The 20,946-nt window shown below is 59.3% G+C and carries 22 protein-coding genes; 15 read left to right on the top strand and 7 right to left on the bottom strand.

Translation table 11 applies throughout. From position 1 onward, the window contains the following. Positions 1–28 precede the first annotated feature (28 nt). A complete protein-coding gene (gene trpS / locus LC094_RS17100; RefSeq protein WP_226554012.1) occupies positions 29–1,045 on the top strand; it encodes a tryptophan--tRNA ligase in 1,017 nt (338 codons plus the stop codon). A gap of 75 nt (positions 1,046–1,120) precedes the next feature. Here trpS and LC094_RS17095 read toward each other — a convergent pair whose 3' ends face one another. Next, positions 1,121–1,705, bottom strand: a complete 585-nt coding sequence (locus LC094_RS17095) for a L,D-transpeptidase (RefSeq protein WP_226554011.1) — start codon at positions 1,703–1,705, stop codon at positions 1,121–1,123. A 407-nt stretch (positions 1,706–2,112) separates the two neighbouring features. Between LC094_RS17095 and LC094_RS17090 the strand changes: the two genes are divergently transcribed. From LC094_RS17090 to LC094_RS17045, 10 genes are all read left to right on the top strand, one after another. After that, positions 2,113–2,568, top strand: coding sequence for a universal stress protein (locus LC094_RS17090; protein WP_226554010.1), 456 nt, complete (start codon positions 2,113–2,115; stop codon positions 2,566–2,568). Beyond that, positions 2,568–3,032, top strand: coding sequence for a DUF2267 domain-containing protein (locus LC094_RS17085; RefSeq protein ID WP_226554009.1), 465 nt, complete (start codon positions 2,568–2,570; stop codon positions 3,030–3,032). The genes LC094_RS17090 and LC094_RS17085 overlap by 1 nt, the downstream gene beginning before the upstream one ends. Before the next feature lie 83 nt (positions 3,033–3,115). After that, a complete protein-coding gene (locus tag LC094_RS17080) occupies positions 3,116–3,682 on the top strand; it encodes a NifU family protein (protein ID WP_226554008.1) in 567 nt (188 codons plus the stop codon). Between the two features lie 12 nt (positions 3,683–3,694). Beyond that, on the top strand, positions 3,695–4,126 hold the full coding sequence (locus tag LC094_RS17075; protein WP_226554007.1) for a GNAT family N-acetyltransferase: 432 nt from the start codon (positions 3,695–3,697) through the stop codon (positions 4,124–4,126). A gap of 239 nt (positions 4,127–4,365) precedes the next feature. After that, the gene (locus LC094_RS17070; protein WP_226554006.1) at positions 4,366–5,355 is read left to right on the top strand and encodes a BMP family lipoprotein; all 990 of its coding nucleotides are present in this window, start codon (positions 4,366–4,368) and stop codon (positions 5,353–5,355) included. Positions 5,356–5,367: 12 nt separating this feature from the next. After that, on the top strand, positions 5,368–6,954 hold the full coding sequence (locus LC094_RS17065; RefSeq protein WP_226554005.1) for an ABC transporter ATP-binding protein: 1,587 nt from the start codon (positions 5,368–5,370) through the stop codon (positions 6,952–6,954). Then, positions 6,951–8,054, top strand: a complete 1,104-nt coding sequence (locus LC094_RS17060; RefSeq protein WP_219786029.1) for an ABC transporter permease — start codon at positions 6,951–6,953, stop codon at positions 8,052–8,054. The genes LC094_RS17065 and LC094_RS17060 overlap by 4 nt, the downstream gene beginning before the upstream one ends. A gap of 3 nt (positions 8,055–8,057) precedes the next feature. Further along, a complete protein-coding gene (locus LC094_RS17055) occupies positions 8,058–9,020 on the top strand; it encodes an ABC transporter permease (RefSeq protein WP_226554004.1) in 963 nt (320 codons plus the stop codon). Between the two features lie 140 nt (positions 9,021–9,160). Next, a complete protein-coding gene (locus LC094_RS17050; protein ID WP_219786032.1) occupies positions 9,161–10,069 on the top strand; it encodes a sulfite exporter TauE/SafE family protein in 909 nt (302 codons plus the stop codon). Then, positions 10,069–10,815 carry a TIGR02186 family protein gene (locus LC094_RS17045; RefSeq protein ID WP_226554003.1) on the top strand — a complete coding sequence of 249 codons (747 nt, stop codon included), beginning with the start codon at positions 10,069–10,071 and terminating at the stop codon, positions 10,813–10,815. Before LC094_RS17050 ends, LC094_RS17045 begins: the two co-directional genes overlap by 1 nt. A 1-nt stretch (position 10,816) precedes the next feature. Here LC094_RS17045 and LC094_RS17040 read toward each other — a convergent pair whose 3' ends face one another. The 5 genes from LC094_RS17040 to ccrA all read right to left on the bottom strand — a co-directional run bounded on the left by LC094_RS17040 (position 10,817) and on the right by ccrA (position 15,718). Next, positions 10,817–12,373, bottom strand: a complete 1,557-nt coding sequence (locus LC094_RS17040; RefSeq protein WP_226554002.1) for an ATP-dependent DNA helicase — start codon at positions 12,371–12,373, stop codon at positions 10,817–10,819. Positions 12,374–12,430: 57 nt separating this feature from the next. Then, a complete protein-coding gene (locus tag LC094_RS17035) occupies positions 12,431–13,069 on the bottom strand; it encodes an acyl-homoserine-lactone synthase (RefSeq protein ID WP_226554001.1) in 639 nt (212 codons plus the stop codon). 168 nt (positions 13,070–13,237) lie between these two features. Beyond that, a complete protein-coding gene (locus tag LC094_RS17030; RefSeq protein WP_226554000.1) occupies positions 13,238–13,951 on the bottom strand; it encodes a helix-turn-helix transcriptional regulator in 714 nt (237 codons plus the stop codon). Next, positions 13,905–14,114, bottom strand: coding sequence for a hypothetical protein (locus LC094_RS17025; RefSeq protein WP_167602312.1), 210 nt, complete (start codon positions 14,112–14,114; stop codon positions 13,905–13,907). Before LC094_RS17025 ends, LC094_RS17030 begins: the two co-directional genes overlap by 47 nt. Before the next feature lie 323 nt (positions 14,115–14,437). Further along, the gene (gene ccrA, locus LC094_RS17020; RefSeq protein WP_226553999.1) at positions 14,438–15,718 is read right to left on the bottom strand and encodes a crotonyl-CoA carboxylase/reductase; all 1,281 of its coding nucleotides are present in this window, start codon (positions 15,716–15,718) and stop codon (positions 14,438–14,440) included. Positions 15,719–16,071: 353 nt separating this feature from the next. Between ccrA and LC094_RS17015 the strand changes: the two genes are divergently transcribed. Further along, positions 16,072–18,051, top strand: a complete 1,980-nt coding sequence (locus tag LC094_RS17015) for a protein meaA (protein WP_226553998.1) — start codon at positions 16,072–16,074, stop codon at positions 18,049–18,051. Positions 18,052–18,054: 3 nt separating this feature from the next. Here LC094_RS17015 and LC094_RS17010 read toward each other — a convergent pair whose 3' ends face one another. Next, positions 18,055–18,597, bottom strand: a complete 543-nt coding sequence (locus LC094_RS17010) for a DUF4329 domain-containing protein (protein ID WP_226553997.1) — start codon at positions 18,595–18,597, stop codon at positions 18,055–18,057. Positions 18,598–18,663: 66 nt separating this feature from the next. On the opposite strand from LC094_RS17010, the gene deoD reads away from it, so the two are divergent. The 3 genes from deoD to LC094_RS16995 all read left to right on the top strand — a co-directional run bounded on the left by deoD (position 18,664) and on the right by LC094_RS16995 (position 20,932). Then, positions 18,664–19,377, top strand: a complete 714-nt coding sequence (gene deoD / locus LC094_RS17005; protein ID WP_226553996.1) for a purine-nucleoside phosphorylase — start codon at positions 18,664–18,666, stop codon at positions 19,375–19,377. A 63-nt stretch (positions 19,378–19,440) separates the two neighbouring features. Beyond that, the gene (locus tag LC094_RS17000) at positions 19,441–19,911 is read left to right on the top strand and encodes a hypothetical protein (RefSeq protein ID WP_226553995.1); all 471 of its coding nucleotides are present in this window, start codon (positions 19,441–19,443) and stop codon (positions 19,909–19,911) included. A 31-nt stretch (positions 19,912–19,942) separates the two neighbouring features. Continuing rightward, entirely contained in the window at positions 19,943–20,932 is a 990-nt protein-coding gene (locus LC094_RS16995) for an aldo/keto reductase (RefSeq protein ID WP_226553994.1), read from the top strand. Positions 20,933–20,946: the final 14 nt, after the last annotated feature.

Here is a 20,946-nt window from a genome sequence, read left to right as displayed (position 1 = left end):
ACCTATTAATCCAGTGACGGAGTTCCAGATGGACAAGCCTGCCTTCACCCCCCGCGTCTTTTCGGGGATCAAACCTTCGGGCGGGCTCACTCTCGGCAATTACCTCGGGGCGATCAAACGCTTCGTGGGGATGCAGGGCGGTGAGTTCGAAACCATCTATTGCGTGATGGATATGCACGCGATCACCGTCTGGCAAGACCCCGAAGATTTGCGCCACGCCACCCGCGAAGTCGCCGCCGGCTATCTGGCCGCGGGGATTGATCCCGACGCCTCGATCCTGACCAACCAGTGTCGTGTTCCGGCTCATGCCGAACTCGCGTGGCTGTTCAACTGTGTCGCCCGCGTCGGCTGGATGAACCGCATGACTCAGTTCAAGGACAAGGCTGGCAAGAATGCCGAAAACGTCTCCTTGGGTCTCTACGCCTACCCCTCTTTGATGGCTGCCGACATTCTCGTCTACCACGCGACCCATGTTCCCGTGGGCGAGGACCAGAAACAGCACGTCGAGCTGACACGCGACATCGCCAATAAATTCAACCACGACTACAAGGTCGATTTCTTCCCGGAAACCATCCCTGTGATCGAAGGCCCGGCGATGCGGGTGATGAACCTGCGCGACGGCACGAAAAAGATGTCCAAATCGGGTGAAAGCGACATGGAACGCGTCAACATGACCGATGACGCGGACACCATCGCCAAGAAGTTCAAAAAGTCGAAAACCGACCCGGAGGTTCTTCCCGAGGAGATGGAAGGCCTCGCCAACCGTCCCGAGGCGCGCAACCTCGTCAACATCTACGCCGGTCTCGCCAATATGACCGGCGAAGCGGTGCTGGCGGAATATGGCGGTCAGGGTTGGGGCAAGTTCAAACCGGCTTTGGCCGAGCTTGCCGTCGAACATCTCGCGCCGATCTCGACCGAGATGAAACGCCTGATGAACGACCCGGCGGAGATCGACCGGATCATGGCGAAAGGCGCCGAGAAGGCCAATGAGATCGCCCAGCCGATTTTGGAAGAAACCTTCAAAATCATGGGGTTCGTGCGCTAAGCGCGCCCCCGCCAAAAGAAACACAAAGGGCGCCCGTCTCGGCGCCCTTTTTCGTTTCCTTTGCTGCGAAAATACTCAGATCAGCTTGACCCGCGTTCCCACCGCAACGCGGTCGTAGAGATCGACGATCTGCTCATTGTAAAGCCCGATGCAGCCATCCGACGACCGCCGCCCGATCTTGCGCGTGTCGTGGGTGCCGTGGATGCGATAGTACTGCCAGCTCAGATAAAGCGCCCGCACACCGAGCGGGTTTTGCGGCCCGGCGGGCACCGTCACCGGCAGGCTCGGATCGCGCTCGCGCATCGAGGGCGTCGGCGTCCAGGTCGGATCTTTCACCTTTTGAATGACCTCCGTATAGCCGCGCCGGGTCAGCTCATCTGAGATCGGCACAGAGGTCGGGTAGAGTTTATAGGTGCCATCCGGCCCCCAGAAATGCAAAGCCCGGCTCACCGTGTCGGCCACAATGCGGCCCTGCCCCAGCTCATCGAAATGCTCCTGCCAGTCGATGCGACGAAAGCTCGAAATATTCTGCCGCGCGGGCCCGGTGGATTTCATCTCCTCCGGCAAGGTCAACCCGACCTCTTGAGCGGAGGCGGCGCGCGCCAGAAAAGGCGTGGCAAGGCTCAGCGCCAGAAAGTGGCGGCGTTTCATCTCGGACATCTCAAGACCTCTTATGCGATTACGTCTGCAATTTTGCGCCAAAAGACGCAAAACATCGCTCACCTTCAAATCACGAAGCGGTGACGCGCGAGACAAGTCTGAAACCGCAGCAGGGATGTCACATAAGGGTTTCAAATCCACCCTATCAAGGGACCCAAGCGATTCAGAATCAGACCTGTCCCCGCCTGATCCCGTCTCGCACGCGTCTGTGTCAGGCGCACGCTCTGATCATTTTCCCCGATGGATCAGACCCTCATTGGACCCTCGGCTTCCCGGAGCCGAGGGTTTTCTCCATCTTGTCTCTGAGGCTTTCACATCTACCAACTGTTGCGTCTGGCGCCCGGCTCGGTCATCATCGCCGTGAAATTGCCCCTAAGCTTATTACGAGCACGACCAAAGAGGCCCCCATGCGCAAGTTTCTCGTGATCCTCGATGACAGCCGCGAATGTCTCAACGCCATGCGCTTTGCCGCCATGCGCGCCTCGAACTCCGGCGGCGGTGTCACCATCCTGTCGATCATCCCGCCCGAAGAGTTCAACCACTGGATCGGGGTTGCCGATCTGATGCGCGAAGAGACCCGCGACCGGATCGTCGCGCATTACGAGGTCTTCGCCAAATGGATGCGCGATCGTCAGGGCATCGACCCCGAATTGGTGATCCGCGAAGGCGAGGCGGTGCATGAAATCTTGGCACAGGTCAAGGAAGACCCCGAAATCGGCGTCCTCGTTCTGGGCGCAGGCACGGAGAAATCCGGCCCCGGCCCGCTTGTCTCCGCGATGACCAAACAGGCGGGGTTCCTGCCCATTCCGATGACGCTTGTCCCCGGCGAGATGTCGAAAGAACGCCTCGAAGCGGTGACCTGATGCCGACACTCGCGAGCTACCTGCACTCGGAAAAGGAATTTCACTCCTTTCTCAAGGACGCCAAGGACCGCATGGGTCACGCCATGGACAGCGACAGCATGACCTATACGGCGGTCGATGGCGTGTTACAGACCTTTCGCCGTCGCCTCACCCCGCCACAGGTGATTGCCTTTGGCGATGTGCTGCCCTCAAGCCTGCGCGCGATGCTGGTGTTCAATTGGCGAGTCGATGCGGTGCCCCTGCCCTTTGGCACGCGGTCCGAGTTGATCCGCGAGGCGCAAACGGTGCGCAAGGAGCACAACATCACGCCGCTCAATGTGATCGACGCCACGGCCTATGCGCTTTGGCGGCATTGCAACCACCGCGATCTGACACGCGTGCTCGACATGATCGGTGCCGAGGCGGTGGCCTTTTGGGCCGTGCGCGGGATTCCCGAGACAGAGCTTGAACAACTGATCATCTGACGCTATAGTTTAGAACTGTTCTAAATCTTGACTTTCGGCGCCACAAGGCGCATATCCGACCTGTCTACTAAGGAATACGCGCCATGTTCATCCAGACCGAATCCACGCCGAACCCCGCCACTTTGAAATTCCTGCCCGGCCAGACCGTTCTGGACGCCGGCACCGCCGATTTCACAACGGAAGAGGCCGCAAGCGCCTCGCCGCTCGCCAGCCGCATCTTCAAGGTCGGCCATGTCGCGGGTGTGTTCTTTGGCTCCGATTTCGTCACCGTGACGAAAGAGGACGACACCGATTGGGACCACGTGAAACCCGCCATTCTGGGCGCGATCATGGAGCATTTCCAATCCGGCGAACCGGTGATGGCCGGTCAAGGCGCAGACACCTCTGGCGGCCACGCCGATCATGACGGCCCCGACAGCGAGATCGTCACCCAGATCAAGGAATTGCTCGACACCCGCGTGCGTCCCGCCGTGGCGCAAGACGGTGGCGACATCACCTTCCACGGCTTTGACCGCGGCATCGTTTACCTGCACATGCAAGGCGCCTGCGCCGGTTGTCCGTCCTCGACACTGACCCTGAAAATGGGCATCGAGAACCTGCTGCGCCACTACATCCCCGAAGTGCTCGAAGTGCGCCCGGTTGCGGCATAAGTCGCCGCCCAAGTGACCCAGTTCACGCCTGAAATGCTCGCCGATATCCATGCGGCGAGCTTCGAGACGCCCCGCCCTTGGTCCGAGACCGAGTTTGCGGGGCTTTTGTCTATGCAGGGCGTATTTCTGGTCACGGGCGATGGCCCCTCCTTTGCACTTGGCCGCTATGTCGCCGAAGAATCCGAGCTGTTGACCATCGCCGTCTCTCCCGAGGCGCGCGGGCAAGGGCTTGGGCGCAGGATGCTAAACGCCTATGACGCCGCCGCCCGCACTCAGGGCGCGCGCGCATCCTTTCTCGAGGTGGCGGCCGACAACGTGGCGGCGATTTCCCTCTATCTCTCGGAAGGCTATAGCGAATCCGGTCGACGCAAGGCCTATTACACGGCCCCCGACGGGGCGAAAATCGACGCGCTGATTTTTGAAAAGCGTATAATTCATTCGTAACCCAACGTCATAAGGTCGCGCCCGTGGGAAACTCCCCAGTATCGGCGACCATTTGGTCAAATTTGGCAAAATGTGTATTGACCCTTCGGCAGGGACACGCCCTAATCCCTGCCAAGGCGAGACTGTGCTCGCTTACATGGGTCGCATCAGGTGACTGTTTCGAACGAGACGACGTGACGTTCTCAGTCGTGACCTTCTCAGAGGCGATCCCAAGACCAGTATATAACGGGAGACCATTCATGACCCTGAAGACCACGTTCCTCGGCGCCGCTGCCGCACTTGCACTGACCTCCGGTGCCGCTCTGGCCGATCCGGCGATCATTTTCGACCTCGGTGGCAAGTTCGACAAATCCTTCAACGAAAGCTCCTACAACGGTGCCGAGCGTTGGAAGGCCGAAACCGGCGGGTCTTATCGTGACGTCGAGCTGCAATCCGACGCCCAGCGCGAACAGGCGCTGCGTCGCTTTGCCGAGAACGGCTTCAACCCGATCATCATGGCTGGCTTCTCCTTTGCCACCGCGCTTGAAACCGTGGCGGCCGATTTCCCGGACACCAAATTCGCCATCATCGACATGGTTGTCGACGCGCCGAACGTGCGCTCCGTGGTGTTCAACGAACATGAAGGCTCCTATGTGGTGGGCGTCGCCGCCGCCTACGCCGCAGAGGGCGACACCGTCTCCTTCGTTGGCGGCATGGACATCCCGCTGATCTCCAAATTCGCTTGCGGCTACGCGCAGGGCTTTAAATCCGTGAAACCCGAGGGCAATGTCATCGTCAACATGACCGGCACCACGCCTGCGGCCTGGAACGACCCGGTGAAGGGCGGCGAATTGACCCGCGCGCAAAAAGCGGCTGGCTCCGAAGTGGTGTTTGCGGCCGCTGGCGGCACGGGCCTCGGTGTTCTGCAAACCGCAGCCGACGAAGGCATGCTCTCCATCGGTGTGGACAGCAACCAGAACTACCTGCAACCGGGCCACGTCCTGACCTCCATGGTCAAGCGCGTCGACAACGCCGTTTATGACGCCTTCATGCAGGGCGAAGATTTGGAAACCGGCATCTTTGTGATGGGTCTGGCAAATGACGGTGTGGGCGCCGCCATCGACGAATACAACGAAGCGCTGATCACGCCCGAGATGAAAGCCGCCATGGACGACGCCACCGCGAAAATCGTCTCCGGCGAGGTTGTGGTCCACGACTACATGTCCGACGAAACCTGCCCGGCTTACTAAGGCGAGCGTCGCATGAGCGTTCAGAACGAGGCGGGGCGGCAGGAGACTGTCGCCCCCACCGCTTCCGCCCCCGCGATCGAATTGCGCGGGATTTCAAAGGCTTTCGGCCCGGTTCAGGCCAATAAGGATATTTCCATCTCGGTCGCCAAAGGCTCGATCCATGGCATCATCGGTGAGAATGGCGCGGGCAAATCCACGCTAATGTCGATCCTTTACGGGTTCTACAAGGCGGACGCGGGCCAGATCATCATCAACGGCCAGGAGGTGAACATCTCCGACAGCCAGGAGGCCATCGCCGCCGGCATCGGCATGGTGTTCCAGCATTTCAAACTGGTGGAAAACTTCACCGTTCTGGAAAACGTCATTCTGGGCGCCGAAGACGGCGGGCTGTTGAAGCCCTCGCTCGCCAAGGCCCGCAAGCTGTTGAAACAGCTTTCTGACGAATATGAATTGTCCGTCGACCCGGACGCCTTGATCGAAGACCTCTCCGTGGGCCACCAGCAACGGGTCGAGATTCTCAAGGCGCTCTACCGTCAGGCCGACATCCTGATCCTCGATGAGCCGACCGGCGTGCTGACGCCTGCCGAGGCCGATCACCTCTTCCGCATTCTGGAAGGGCTGAAGAAAGAGGGCAAAACCATCATCATGATCACGCATAAACTGCGTGAAATCATGGAGATCACCGACACAGTTTCGGTCATGCGTCGTGGCGAAATGACCGCCACCGTGAAGACCGCAGAGACCTCCCCCGAAGAGCTGGCCGAGTTGATGGTCGGGCGCAAGGTCTTGCTGCGCGTCGACAAAAAGCCCGCCACGCCCGGCGCGCCCGTCATCGAGATCGAGAACCTCGAAGTCGTGGACGAACAGGGCGTTCGCCGCGTCAAAGGCATCGATTTGACGGTGCATCAGGGTGAAATCCTTGGCATCTGTGGCGTCGCAGGCAATGGTCAGACTGAGCTTTTGGAAGTCTTGGGCGGCTATCAGACCGGCACCGGCAAAATCCTGATGAACGGTCAGGAGATTGATCTCTCTGGCAAACATTCCAACGGCCAGACCCGCCGCGCGCGCGGCATTGCCCATGTCCCCGAAGACCGCCATGACGAGGGCCTGATCCTCGAATTTCAGGCCTGGGAAAACATGGTCTTCGGCTATCACCACGCGCCGGAATATCAGAAGAACGCGCTGTTGATGGACAATGCGGGCATCAAGGCGATGACGCAGACCAGCATGGACAAATTCGACGTCCGCCCGCCGAACCCAAAGCTCGAAGCCAAGTCGTTTTCCGGCGGCAACCAGCAGAAAATCGTGCTGGCGCGTGAGATCGAGCGCAACCCTGATCTCTTGCTCGTGGGCCAACCGACGCGCGGTGTGGACATCGGCGCGATCGAGTTCATTCACCAACAAATCGTCGCGCTGCGCGATGAGGGCAAGGCGATCCTCTTGGTCTCCGTGGAGCTTGACGAGATCATGTCGCTCTCGGACCGGATCGTCGTCATGTTCGACGGTCAGATCATGGGCGAACGCTTGCCCTCTGAGACCAACGAGGGCGAGCTTGGCCTGTTGATGGCCGGGATTACAGATGAGGAGAAGGCACAATGAACAAGATGCCGAAATGGGCGGATGCCGTCCTCATTCCCTTGATTTCCATTCTTCTGGCGTTTTTCTTTTCCGGTCTGGTGATCTGGGCCATCGGCAAAGACCCGGTGGTGGCGATCAAGACCATGGTGCAGGGTGCCTTCGGCTCGACCTCCGGGATCAGCTACACGCTCTATTACGCCACCAATTTCATCTTCACGGGCCTCGCCGTGGCGGTCGCCTATCACGCGCGTTTGTTCAACATCGGTGGCGAAGGTCAGGCGATGCTGGGGGGCTTGGGTGTGACGCTTGTCTGCCTTGCTGTGCCGTGGCCGCATTGGACGCTCGCGCTTCCTGCGGCGATGATCGGCGGCGCCCTCTTTGGCGCGGCTTGGGCCTTTATCCCCGCTTGGCTACAGGCCAAACGCGGCAGTCACATCGTGATCACCACGATCATGTTCAACTATATCGGCGCGGCTTTGCTGGGCTATCTCTTGACCAAAGTGCTCAAAGTGCCCGGCTCGATGCTCACGGAAAGCGCACGTTTCCCCGAGGGCGCGCACCTGCCGAATTTCTCTGAAATTCTGGCCCCTTTCGGCATCAATTTCTCGCCCAACGCGCCTGCCAACATGGCGTTCTTCGTGGCGCTTCTCTGCACGTTCCTGTTCTGGATTCTGATCTGGAAAACGCGTCTGGGCTATGAAATCCGCGCCTATGGTCAGTCGGAAACGGCGGCGAAATACGCCGGCATCAACCCCTCGCGCATCGTCATCATCGCGATGCTGATCTCTGGCGGCCTGGCCGGTCTCATGGCGATCAACAACGTCATGGGCGAGGCCGAGCGCCTGATCGACAACGCCGTCGAAGGTGCGGGGTTCATCGGCATCGCGGTCGCGCTCATGGGGCGCAACCACCCCATCGGCATCCTTTTGGCCGCGCTGTTGTTCGGCTTTCTCTACCAAGGCGGTGCTGAACTGTCGTTCTGGGAATCGATCCCGCGCGAGCTGGTTGTCGTCATTCAGGCGCTTGTGATCATGTTCACCGGGGCGCTCGACAATATGGTGCGCATGCCGCTCGAAAAACTCTTTGTCGCGCTCGGCAAAAACAAAAAGAAGGAGGCGTAAGAGATGGACTATCTCACGATCATCCAGATCCTCGACAGCGCCCTGCGTCTTGCGACCCCTCTTTTGCTGACCTGTCTTGCGGGGCTGTTTTCCGAACGCGCGGGCGTGGTCGACATCGGGCTTGAGGGCAAACTTCTGGCCGCGGCCTTTCTTGCAGGCGCCGCCGCTGCCGTCACCGGCTCGATCTGGATCGGACTTTTGGCGGGGATTGCGGGGTCTCTCGCGTTTTCCATGCTGCACGGGCTGGCCTCGATCACCTTCAAAGGCGATCAGCTGATCTCCGGTGTGGCGCTGAACTTTCTCGCCGCCGGTCTTACGGTCGTGATCGGTCAAAGCTGGTTCCAGCTCGGCGGGCGCACGCCCTCTTTGTCCGGCAACGGACGGTTTGAGGGCTGGGACCTGCCCTTTGCCGACGCCATGGCGAAAATCCCGGTGATCGGCCCGGCCTATGACGAGCTGATTTCCGGCCACACCACGCTGACCTACCTGGCGCTTTTGGCTGTGCCGCTCTCTTGGTGGGTGCTCTACCGCTCCCGCTTCGGGCTGCGCCTGCGCGCCGTGGGCGAAAACCCCAGCGCCGTGGACACCGCCGGAATTTCGGTCGTCAAACTGCGCTACGCCGCCCTCGTGATCGCCGGTGTGCTCTGCGGTCTTGCGGGCACTTATCTCGCCTCTCTCGCGGCAGGTTTCGTCAAGGATATGTCCGCAGGCCGTGGCTATATCGCGCTTGCCGCGCTGATTTTTGCGAAATGGCGGCCGTGGTATGCGCTTTGGGCGACGCTGTTGTTCGGCCTTCTGGAGGCCATCGGCAACCGCTACCAATCCATCGCTTTGGGTGATTTCGTGATCCCGGTGCAGTTCATGCAGGCCCTGCCCTACATCTTGACCGTGATCATCCTCGCGGGCTTTGTCGGCAAGGCGATCCCGCCGCGTGCCAGTGGGCAGTCCTACGTCAAGGAACGCTAAGGCGCGCCAACACAGGACAAGACACAATGTTGAAAGCGGGCCTCAGCGCCCGCTTTTTTCATGCCACCTCCGGCAGAACATTTGACGACACTGGCAAATCATTGCATTCCTGAAAGAAACGCACGCGAAAGCTACAGCCCATGCAAATCTTCCTCCCCATTGCAGAAGTCTCCGTGAACGCCTTCACGCTTCTGGGGATTGGTGGCATGGTCGGCGTGCTCTCGGGCATGTTTGGTGTCGGCGGCGGGTTCCTGATCACACCATTGCTGTTCTTTGTCGGCATCCCGCCCGCCGTGGCTGTCGCGACCTCCGCCAATCAGATCGTCGCCTCTTCTGTGTCGGGCGTGCTCGCGCATCTCAAACGCAAAACTGTGGACCTGAAAATGGGGATGGTGTTGCTCGGTGGCGGCCTTGTCGGCTCTGCCATCGGCATCCAGATTTTCAACATGCTCAAGGCAATGGGCCAGGTCGATCTCTTGGTCACGCTCTGCTACGTCGTCTTTCTGGGCATTATCGGTTTCCTCATGCTGATCGAGTCGATCCGCGCCATCAAACGCGCCCGCGGTCGCCCCGCCGGACGGCCCGAGCGCAAGAAACACCTCTGGGTCCACACCCTGCCCTTCAAGATGAAATTCCGTGCCTCCGGGCTTTATATCTCCGCCATTCCGCCCATCGCGGTCGGCGTTTTTGTCGGCATGCTCGGCGCCGTGATGGGGGTCGGCGGCGGGTTCATCATGGTGCCCGCGATGATCTACATCCTCGGCATGCCCACCAAGGTGGTGATCGGCACCTCACTGTTCCAGATCATTTTCACCGCCGGTTTTACCACGATGTTGCACGCCTATACGAACCACACGGTGGATGTGCTTTTGGCCTTCCTTTTGCTCTTTGGCGGCGTCATCGGCGCCCAGATCGGCACACAGATCGGGTTGCGGCTCAAAGCCGAACAGCTCCGCATTATGTTGGCGCTTCTGGTCCTTCTGGTCTGTCTGAAACTAGGGGTCGATCTCTTGATCACACCCAAAGAACTCTATTCGCTGGGGGTCTGATGATGCATCGCCTGATCGCCCTCCTCGCGCTTTTTCTCCTGCCTCTGACCGCACAGGCCGAACAGGTCGTGGCTGCCTTGAGCCAGACACGGGTCTCCGTGAATGCCAATTTCGACGGTTCCGAAATTCTGGTCTTTGGTGCGATCAAACGTGAGGTCGCGATCCCCGAAAACAGTCCGCTTGACGTGGTCATCACAGTCGCCGGTCCGGAGCAGGTGGAAACCATTCGCCGCAAGGATCGCCGGTTTGGCATCTGGATCAACGTCGAGGCACAGGTCATCGGCCACACGCCCACGTTCTACTCCGTCGCTACGACGCGACCGCTGCAAGACATTCTGCCGCCGCTCACTGACAGCCTTTGGAAGATCACCGCTGACAAACGCATCCTGCCCGGTATGCGCGGCCTGCCTGCGCGCGAGGCGCTGATCCGACTGCGTGAAAACGACGATCTCTACCGCACCCGCGAGGGTGAAGTCTCGCTCATCGAGGACACACTGTTCGACACTTCGATTGCGCTCCCGTCGAACATCGTCGAAGGCACCTACACGACCCGGATTTTCCTGATCCGCGACGGCAATGTGATCGACAGCTATGGCACCTCGATCAACGTTCAAAAGGTCGGGATCGAGCGCTGGCTCTACAATCTGGCCTATCAGAATGCACTGATCTACGGAATTATGGCGCTGGCGATTGCCGGTATTTTCGGCTGGGGGGCGTCACAGGTGTTCCGCCTGATCCGGCGTTAACTTAAAGCCCGTTTTCGATCTGCTCGGGTTCCAACGTCAACGGTGCTGCAACGCGCGATGTCAGATCGGCCACCGATAGAGGCCCGGAAGGTTTCGCCAAACGCGCCCGCGTCACCCACAAAAGCCGCGTCTGCGCCCGGGTGATCGCCACATAGGCCAGCCGTTTCCACAGGGGAATCCCCGCCTCCATCCGGCCCGCGCGCGCGGCCGCGTAGAGATCGGGGGCAAAGACCTGAACATCATCCCATTGCGAGCCCTGCGCCTTGTGGATCGTCACCGCCGCACCATGCAAGAACGCCGCGCCCATCCGCGCCGCATAGGGGATAAAGGGTTCTTCCTCATCGGGAAATTCGATTTTGACAATGGAGGCGGCAGAGATGTTCGGGTCCTCCGCGCCCATCACATGCAGGCGCGAAAACCCCGGTTTGCGCCCCGGCCCGAGGTAAACGACCTGCGCGCCCTTGATCAGTCCGCGTGCCTCCAGATCAAGGCGCTTTTTGCGGTGTTTCATCGGCAATTCGATACCGTCACAGATCAGCGGCTCGCCAGGCAAAAGTGCATCCGTGGGCGCGTCGAACACCTGCCGAAACGCCTGGATCAGGCGAATGCGCGTCGCGTTGCGCCAGACCAGCACAGGCGAGCGCGCCATCAGATCGCTTTCGACGCGCTGCGCATAGACCACGCGCTCGTCGCGTGCAGCCGCCTCTTCGATCATCCGCTCGAATTGCTCGAAACTCAGTTGAGGATCGGCCAGCGCATGCGCGAGATCGAGGATCGGGCTGTCCGCTTCCTGACGGTGAATGCGGTGAAGGATATGCTGTTTTGCCTTGGGCAGCGTCTCGAAAACCATCTCGCCGGATTGGTTCACGGGCGCCAGCTGTGCCGGGTCGCCGAACAGCACGAGGGTGGGAAAGATTTCCTGCAAATCCTCGAACTGGCGTTTGTCCAACATCGAGCTTTCGTCGACGAATCCGATGTCGAGCGGGTCTTCGCGCCTCTTCCAACCGGTGATGAAATCAGACCCGCGCAACCCCGCCGCCGCCAGCGCGCCGGGAATGGATTTGTTGTTCTGATAGAAGGCATATGCCTTGTCGAGCGCCTCTTCGGTCAGCCCCTCGATCTTAAGCCCTTCGAGATCGGGACGCTCCCCGTTGCCGGCCAGCCATTCGGCGATTTTCTCATATTCCGGGTCGTAAACCGGCGTGTAGAGAATGCGGTGAATGGTGGTCGCGGGCACGCCACGATTGCGCAGCACAGAGGCCGCTTTGTTCGTCGGCGCCAGAATGGCCAGTGTGCGCCGCTCTTTGCGTCGCTTGTTCTCGTAGTCGCCAGAAACAATCTCGACGCCCGCGTCATCCAGCGCCTTGTAAAGCTGCGCCAGCAAAAGGGTTTTCCCGGAGCCCGCCTTGCCGATCACCGCACAAAGCTGATTGGTCGCGCTGGCTTGCGGCGTGATGATGCCATCCTCGAGATCGACACCGACACGCGCCAGCATCGCGCTGATCGCATCAAAGGCTTCGGCCTGATCTTCGGAAAATGTGAGCGTGGTCTGGGTCATGCGGCGACCCTACAGGGACGCCGCACCATGTGCCAGAGTCATCGCATCCATCACAGCTCAGGCGATGGCCCGCAGCTCTTCCACATAGCTTTGATTGAACGCGTCATGGAACCAACGCTTAGAGGTCTCGCGATCCACACCCGCACGTTCCAGCGTCGGCGCAAACACATCCTCATGCATCTCCCACAGGCCGACACCGATGGTCTCACGACCTTCGCCGACACGGCCCAGCACATCCGGCACAAGGCCCATGAGCGAATAAATCCGCTCCATCCGTGGGTCAAAAACGCCGACAAAATGTTTCAGGTGAAACTCTTCCATGATCTCACCCGCCGCCAGTGTCAGCGCCGCTGTCACCCGGCGATCCGCACCGGGGGCAAGGCAAAAGCGGGTGCATTCCCAAATGAAAGGGCTTTCGATCCGCACCCCATCCGTGAGGTGGGAAAAGTGATCGTTCACCATCGTGTCGCCCGTGGTCGGCAAAAACCGCATCGAGCCCCCGTGGGTGCCGTCCGGTTTCTCCCAAATCACATAGAGCGGGTTGATCGCGTCGTATTCATCGCGTTCTTCGCCCGCTTCGTTCACATGCACGTCCCACCCGAGGCGGCGTTTGAACTGATCTGCACGATCACGAAACATCGTGTCGCGCAGGCGAGGGAAGTGGCAAAGGTCGTTTCCGTAAATATAGCGCAGCATGTTAGACTCCTGTCTCCGTCATCTGAGAAGACGCTATCGGCGAAACGTTAACCATCATCTATAAGCTGCGTCCGTTGCGCTGTGCGAATGTTCACTATCCGTTCTGCGCATGTTATTTAGGCAGATTTCGCAACTGGACGTGGCGTCAACAGGCAATCAGTCGTCGCTTTAAACGATGATGAGCCCCATCGACAGCGCCCGCGCCACCGCGTGAGTCGTGTTCATGGCTCCAAGCTTGTGACGCGCGGATTCGATATAGACCCTAAGCGTATGTTCGGAAATTCCCATTTCAGCCGCAGCCTGACTGCGGCTCAAGCCCTTGGCGAGATGCGTGATCGCGCTGGCCTCTCTGGGCGACAGCGAAGGCCCCACTTGCGCCTCGCTATGCGCATCGAAGGACAGAGCTTTTTTGTTGAATTCATGCGCCACGACCACAAGATCGCGTTCGTTGCGTGCGATCAACTGATCCCAGGCATCGTCGGTTGTGTTGTGATTGAGGGTAAACAGAGCGAATTGCCCGTTCGGGCCCCGGATCGGGATCGTATACCCCTGATTTCCGACACCATAGTCCAGCGCATCAAGGAAAAACGCCTTGGCCGCCTTGGACGACCAATCCAATTGCTTCCATGACACCGGAGTAAACCTTTGGAAACAGCCAAAGATAACGGGGTCCATGCGCAGGTAATCTTTTTCAAGATACCGATCGACCCATTCCGATGAATAGGTCCCAGCGCCAAATCGTTCTCCGACGCTGTTCACCCAATGGTAAACAACATGCGCAATACCTAAGAGATCACGCAGCTTGACAGTTGCGTCCTGAAACTCTTCGAAATTCTCAACTTGCTGAATATCCTCCAGAAAGTCTTGCAACCCTGTCGTCATGCACCCCCGCCTGTTCCGACAACGCCTCAGAAGGCCTGTTCGACAACTCGGCCGCAACCACCAGACAGGTGTCGGCCAAATGTTCGGCGCTTGCCTTCAATCCGTTCTGATCCGCGAATGTCCGCAAATCCGTCAGTACATCAAGAATCCAATCGTTGCGCATGTAAACCCTCTTTTCGGTTGTCGCTTGGGTGCAATTTCAACTTTAGACAGCTCTTTCGCACTCTGAAATTCGCGGTTTTACCCTCCCCAAAAATAGCGAGGCTCCCTTACGTAATATGCTGAAATGAAATATTCCGTTAATTTTCACAGGCTTGCACACACATCCACGGCACGGTTTGCAAGATTCTCGCACTTTGCATCCCGCAATTCGCGGCATCAACACGCACTCAACCTATAGTTGCATAAATCCAACAGCTATGAAAAAACCCGCCCCTCTGTCAAAGGGCGGGTTCGAAACCGAGCAACAATGGCCGGGAAACCGACTTATTTTCCGGCGTCCAGCACGTCTTCAAGCGTATGAAGACCGGTTTTCGGGGCCTGAACCAGCACAGCCATATTCCCAGGCTTGTGTTGATTCTTCCACATTTTGGTATGCGCCGCCGGAATCTCGTCCCAAGGAAAAACCTCCGACATGCACGGATCGATCCGACGCTCGATCATCAGCTTGTTCGCCGCAGCGGCTTGCTTCAGATGCGCGAAGTGCGAGCCCTGCAAACGCTTTTGGTGCATCCACATGTAGCGCACGTCGAAGGTACAGTTGAAGCCCGAGGTGCCCGCGCAAATCACGACCATACCGCCTTTTTTACAGACCAGCGTCGAGACCGGGAAGGTTGCCTCGCCCGGATGTTCAAAGACGATGTCAACGTTGTTGCCTTTGCCGGTGATGGCCCAGATCGCAGCGCCGAATTTGCGCGCTTCTTTGAACCATGCGGCATATTCCGGCGTGTTCACGGTGGGCAGTTGCCCCCAGCAGTTAAAATCCTTGCGGTTGATCACGCCTTTGGCGCCCAGCCCCATGACGAAATCGCGTTTGTCCTCGTCGGAGATCACACCGATCGCATTCGCACCCGCCGCATTGGCCAGTTGGATCGCGAAGGAGCCAAGGCCGCCCGACGCGCCCCATACCAGAACATTCTGACCCGGTTTCAACTCATGCGGATGGTGGCCGAAGAGCATGCGGTAGGCGGTCGCCAGCGTCAGCGTGTAGCAGGCACTCTCTTCCCAGCTCAGATGTTTCGGACGCGGCAAAAGCTGTTGCGCCTGCACACGGGTGAACTGCGCAAACGACCCATCCGGCGTCTCATAGCCCCAGATCCGCTGCGAAGGCGAATACATCGGGTCGCCGCCGTTGCACTCCGCGTCATCACCGTCGTCCTGATTACAGTGGATCACGACCTCGTCGCCCACTTTCCAGTTCTTGACGCGATCACCGACCGCCCAAACGATCCCCGACGCGTCAGAACCCGCGATGTGATACGCGGCGCCATGGCCATCGAAGGGCGAGATCGGCACACCGAGACCGGCCCAGATGCCATTGTAGTTCACCCCCGCAGCCATCACGAGCACCAGAACCTCGTGGCTGTCGAGCTTTGGCGTCTCGACCACTTCGCATTGGAACGAGCTTTCCGGTTCGCCGTGACGCTCGCGACGGATCGCCCAAGCGTACATCTTTTCAGGCACATAGCCCATCGGCGGGATTTCCCCGATCTCGTAGAGGTCCTTCTCTTCGGCCTCGTAGGCCGGCTGGTTCGTGTCGAGCGCCATGTTTTTCCTCCAAATCTAACCGGCTCCTTGCCCCCCTGAACCGTCTCAGAGAGCGCTGTGAGCCTTGTCGTGCCGCAATGCAGAATCGCGGAGCATGCCATGTTGATACGCTTCACAAAGTAATTATGCAATCCTGATAAGTATAATTTTGTAATTTTATAACCGAGCAGATGCAGAAATTTTCAAAACATCCCTCAAAAACAAAGGGATTCCGCGTAGAAGAGACGCGAAATTCCCTGACGTCACAGATTTTTCCGCCTCCGCCGCAACGCGGCGAATTGACAATGGCACAATATTTCAAGCATAACGCATTTTGAGAAATAATGTTGCAACTCAATATTGGGAGGTTTGCGATGAGTGAAGATAAAACCGGGATCACCAAAGATCGTCCCTGGCTGTTCCGCACCTATGCGGGGCACTCGACCGCCAAAGCCTCCAACGCGCTCTATCGCACCAATCTGTCCAAGGGGCAGACCGGCCTGTCGGTCGCCTTCGATCTGCCCACGCAAACGGGCTATGACAGCGATCATGAACTGTCCAAGGGCGAAGTTGGCAAGGTTGGCGTGCCGGTCGCGCATCTGGGCGACATGCGGATGCTCTTCGATGACATCCCGCTCGAACAGATGAACACCTCCATGACGATCAATGCAACGGCGCCTTGGCTCTTGGCGCTTTATATTGCGGTCGCCGAGGAACAAGGCGCGGATATTTCCAAACTGCAAGGCACGGTGCAGAACGACATCATCAAAGAGTATCTGTCGCGCGGGACGTATGTTTGCCCGCCCCGCCCGTCGTTGCGGATGATCACGGATGTGGCCGCTTACACGCGCGAGCACCTGCCGAAATGGAACCCGATGAACGTCTGTTCCTACCATCTCCAGGAAGCTGGCGCGACGCCCGAGCAGGAATTGGCCTTTGCGCTGGCCACCGCCATTGCCGTGCTGGACGACCTGAAAGAGAAAGTGCCCGCCGAGGCCTTCCCCAACATGGTTGGCCGCATTTCGTTCTTTGTGAACGCGGGCATCCGATTTGTCACCGAGATGTGCAAGATGCGCGCCTTTGTCGAGCTGTGGGATGAGATCACGCGGGAACGCTACGGCGTCGAGGACCCGAAATTCCGCCGGTTCCGCTATGGGGTGCAGGTCAACTCGCTGGGCCTCACGGAGCAGCAGCCGGAGAACAACGTCTACCGGATTTTGATCGAAATGCTCGCCGTGACGCTTTCGAAAAACGCCCGCGCCCGCGCCGTGCAATTGCCGGCGTGGAACGAGGCGCTTGGCCTGCCGCGTCCCTTCGACCAGCAATGGTCGCTGCGCATGCAACAGATTTTCGCTTATGAAACCGACCTCTTGGAATATGAGGACCTCTTCGACAACAACCCCGCCGTGGAGCGCAAAGTGGCCGCTCTGAAAGAGGGCGCGCGGGCCGAGCTTGAGACGCTCGACGGCATGGGCGGCGCGATCGAAGCGATTGAGTATATGAAATCGCGCCTTGTGGAGGCCAATGCCGAACGCATCGCCAAGATCGAAGCGGGCGAAACCGTCGTCGTCGGCGTGAACAGATGGACCACCGGCGAGCACTCGCCGCTGACCGCAGGCGACGGTGGCATCATGAAAGCTGATCCAGAAGCCGAAGCCGATCAGATCGCGCGGCTTGAGGCGTGGCGCGAGAGCCGCGATGAACCTGCCGTCCAGGCAGCCCTCAAAGAGCTGCGCGAAGCGGCGGCCAGTGGTGTCAACGTCATGCCCGCTTCGATCAAAGCCGCGAAAGCGGGTGCGACGACGGGCGAATGGGGCGATGTGGTGCGGGCGGCTTTCGGTCAGTATCGCGGGCCGACGGGCGTGTCGGCAAACCCGTCGAACCGCACAGAAGGCTTGGACGAAATTCGCGAAGAGGTCGCCCGCGTGTCCGCATCCTTGGGGCGTAAGCTCAAGTTCCTCGTCGGCAAACCGGGCCTCGACGGGCACTCCAACGGCGCCGAACAGATCGCCGCCCGGGCTCGTGACTGTGGCATGGAGATCGCCTATGAGGGCATCCGCCTGACCCCTGCGGAAATCGTCGCCGCCGCCAAAGCGGACGACGCCCATGTGGTGGGGCTGTCGATTCTGTCCGGCTCGCATATTCCGCTGATCGAAGAACTGATGCGGCAGATGAAAGAGGCAGGGCTCGCCCATATCCCCGTGGTCGCGGGCGGCATCATCCCGGAGGACGACGCCGAGCACCTGCGCGCCATCGGCGTAGCCCGCGTCTATACGCCGAAAGATTTCGAGTTGAACCGCATCATGTTCGACATCGTGGCGCTCGTGGACCCGAGCAAAGAGGCCGCCGAGTAAGGCCTACTCTTCGAAAAACGTGACCAGTTCGTCGTAGGAATAGCTTTCTGCGACGGGCCCGCTGTCATGCCGCTCAAACCGCGCATCGACCGGCAGGCAGCCAAGCCCGCAGACCTGAGAAATGACCATCTCCGAGCTGTCGACATACCAAAGCCGCCCGCCCGGTGTGGCCACCCAACCGTCGATGCCATCGCTCTCATCGGCTTCCATATCGCTGACCGACGGAACCTCAGAGACGTAGCCGCGCATAAAACTGCCGTGGGTGTGATAGGAGGCGATGACCACCTCCATCTCCTCTGTGTCGCGCGGGGTGCAGCCATCGACGGAGCCCCGTTTCGCGGGACTGGCGATCAGCTTTCCGGCGGCATCCCGCCCGATCAACCCGCAGTATTCGCGCTTTTTCTGAAACGAGAGCGGTTGGATCTCGGCAAAGATTGCCTTGACCATTTCCAACTCTTCCGGCTCCTCGGCCCCAACGCCTTCAACCCCTGCAAAAAGCACCGCAGAAACCATCATGGCGGTGCGCGAAAAAATCCTGCGCTGCATTCTATACAATCTCGTTCCCGGCTGGCTTACTGTGCTCCAAAGACCGATAGCACGAGGAGCATGGATATGCCGACCCCCCATATTGCCGCAAAGCCCGGCGAGATTGCCGAAACCGTCCTGATGCCGGGCGATCCCTACCGCGCGAAATGGGCCGCCGAGACCTATCTCGACGACATCAAACTGGTGAACGAGGTGCGCGGCATGCTGGGCTTTACCGGCACCTATAAGGGCAATCCGGTGACCATCCACGGCTCCGGCATGGGCATGCCCTCGATCTCGATCTACGCGAATGAGCTGATCACCGAATATGGCGCCAAGACACTTATTCGCATCGGGTCTTGTGGCGCGATGCAGCATCATATCAAGGTGCGCGACGTGGTGATCGCCATGACTGCCACCACCATGGGCACGACGCCATCGGCCGGGTTCTTCAAGGAGATTAACTACGCGCCCTGCGCCGATTACGGCCTGTTGGAGGCCGCCGTCGCCAGCGCTCGCAAGAAAGACACCGGCGTCCATGTCGGCAACATCTATTCCTCGGACATCTTCTATGCCGAACGTCCCGATCTGGACGAGGTAATGATCCGTCACGGCATCCTCGGCGTCGAAATGGAAGCCGCCGAGCTTTACACTGTCGCGGCGCGGCATGGCGTGCGGGCACTGGGCGTCATGACCGTCTCCGATCACCTGTTGACCCATGAAGCGCTTCCGTCTGACCAGCGTGAAAAGAGCTTTGGCGACATGGTCGAGATCGCCTTGGAGGCCGCATTCGCGGGTTGATCGTGTCCTTGGCACGGGGCACACTCTCGTGGCATTCGATTTCATAGTGCCAGGAGGTGCCCCATGCCTTTGTTTCCACGCCTTTTCGTCCTGCCGCTCTATGCACTTGGAGCCTTCATGCCTTTGGCAGGCGCGGCACAGGACTGGCCCAATCTCGACCCTGTTCTCTTTGCGCAGCTTGCGAATAAGGCCGAGCATGTCGAGGCCTCATTTTTCCTTCCGAACCACTCCGATCCGACACAGGCCACAGAAGCCTTGGGGTTTGTGTATGAGTGGATCGAAGGATCAGCGGGCAGCGTCGGCATCTCGGTCGGTCGCTATGCCATTGCCCACCCCGGCCCCCAGATCAACTATCTCGGGCCAGTGTCCAAAATTTGGGGGCATGGCCCGCGCGACGCGGCCTTTTATCCGGATCGGATAGAAGTCACCCTGACCACAGCTAAAGAGAATGATCCGCGTTGTTGCCCGACAGGCGAAACGCGCTACACAATAGATCGAACGACGGGCACTGCATCCAAACTCTGGAGCCGGTGACCTCGTTGCAAACCACAGAAAAGGAAAAGGCATGAGCATGCCCAAACGCCAGCTTGGCGCAAACGGCCCAATGGTGGGCGCAATCGGTTTTGGCTGCATGAGCTTCGCCGGGTTCTTTGGCGCCGCCGATGATGACACGTCCCTCGAAACCCTCGCCGCCGTCGAAGCCGCCGGGATCGATTTCTGGGACACCGCGAACATCTACGGGATGGGGCGGTCTGAGAAGATCGTCGGCCAATACCTTAAAGAGAGTGGCGCGCAAGTGACGCTGGCCACAAAGGTCGGCATCGTGCCGGGGCCACAGCGCAAGTTCAACAACGAAGAAGACTACATTCGCTCTGAGCTGGAAAGCTCTTTGAAAAAGCTGAACCGCGACAAGGTCGAGCTCTATTACATCCACCGTCGGCAAAAGGAATTGCCTGTAGAGACTGTTGCCGAAACCATGAGCAAGCTGATCGAAGAAGGGCTGATCGACGCCTGGGGCCTGTCGGAAGTGGCGCCCTCGAGCATTCGCCGCGCACATAAAGTCGTGCCGGTCACGGCGGTGCAGAACGAATATTCGCTCTGGACCCGTCAGCCGGAATTGGGCGTGATCCAAACCTGCGAAGAGTTGGGCATTGCGTTTATTCCCTTCTCACCCGTCGCCCGTGGCGCACTTGGCGCGAGCGATCTCGACCCCGCGCAATTCTCCGACACCGATTTCCGCAAGCCCAACCCGCGGTTCACAGGGCAAAACTGGCTGGAGAATCTGGACTACATCCACGCGTTCCAAGCCTATGCAGAGAAGAAAGGCGTCTCCACCCCGGCGCTGGCGCTCGCGTGGGTGCTGCATCAGGGCGATCACCTGATCCCGATTCCCGGCACCCGCACCAAGGAGCACCTCGCCGATTGGGCCCATGCGGGCGAGATCGGCCTGTCTGAGGACGATCTCTGGGAGATCGAACAGATTCTCCCCGTCGGCTGGGCCTCGGGGGACCGCTACTCGGACGTCCAAATGGTCGGCGTCGAACGCTACTGCTAAGCACCAAAAACAGA

The organism is Celeribacter naphthalenivorans (assembly GCF_020524585.1).
Taxonomy (GTDB): Bacteria; Pseudomonadota; Alphaproteobacteria; order Rhodobacterales; family Rhodobacteraceae; genus Celeribacter; species Celeribacter naphthalenivorans.
This window is presented reverse-complemented; position numbering and strand designations above follow the sequence as displayed.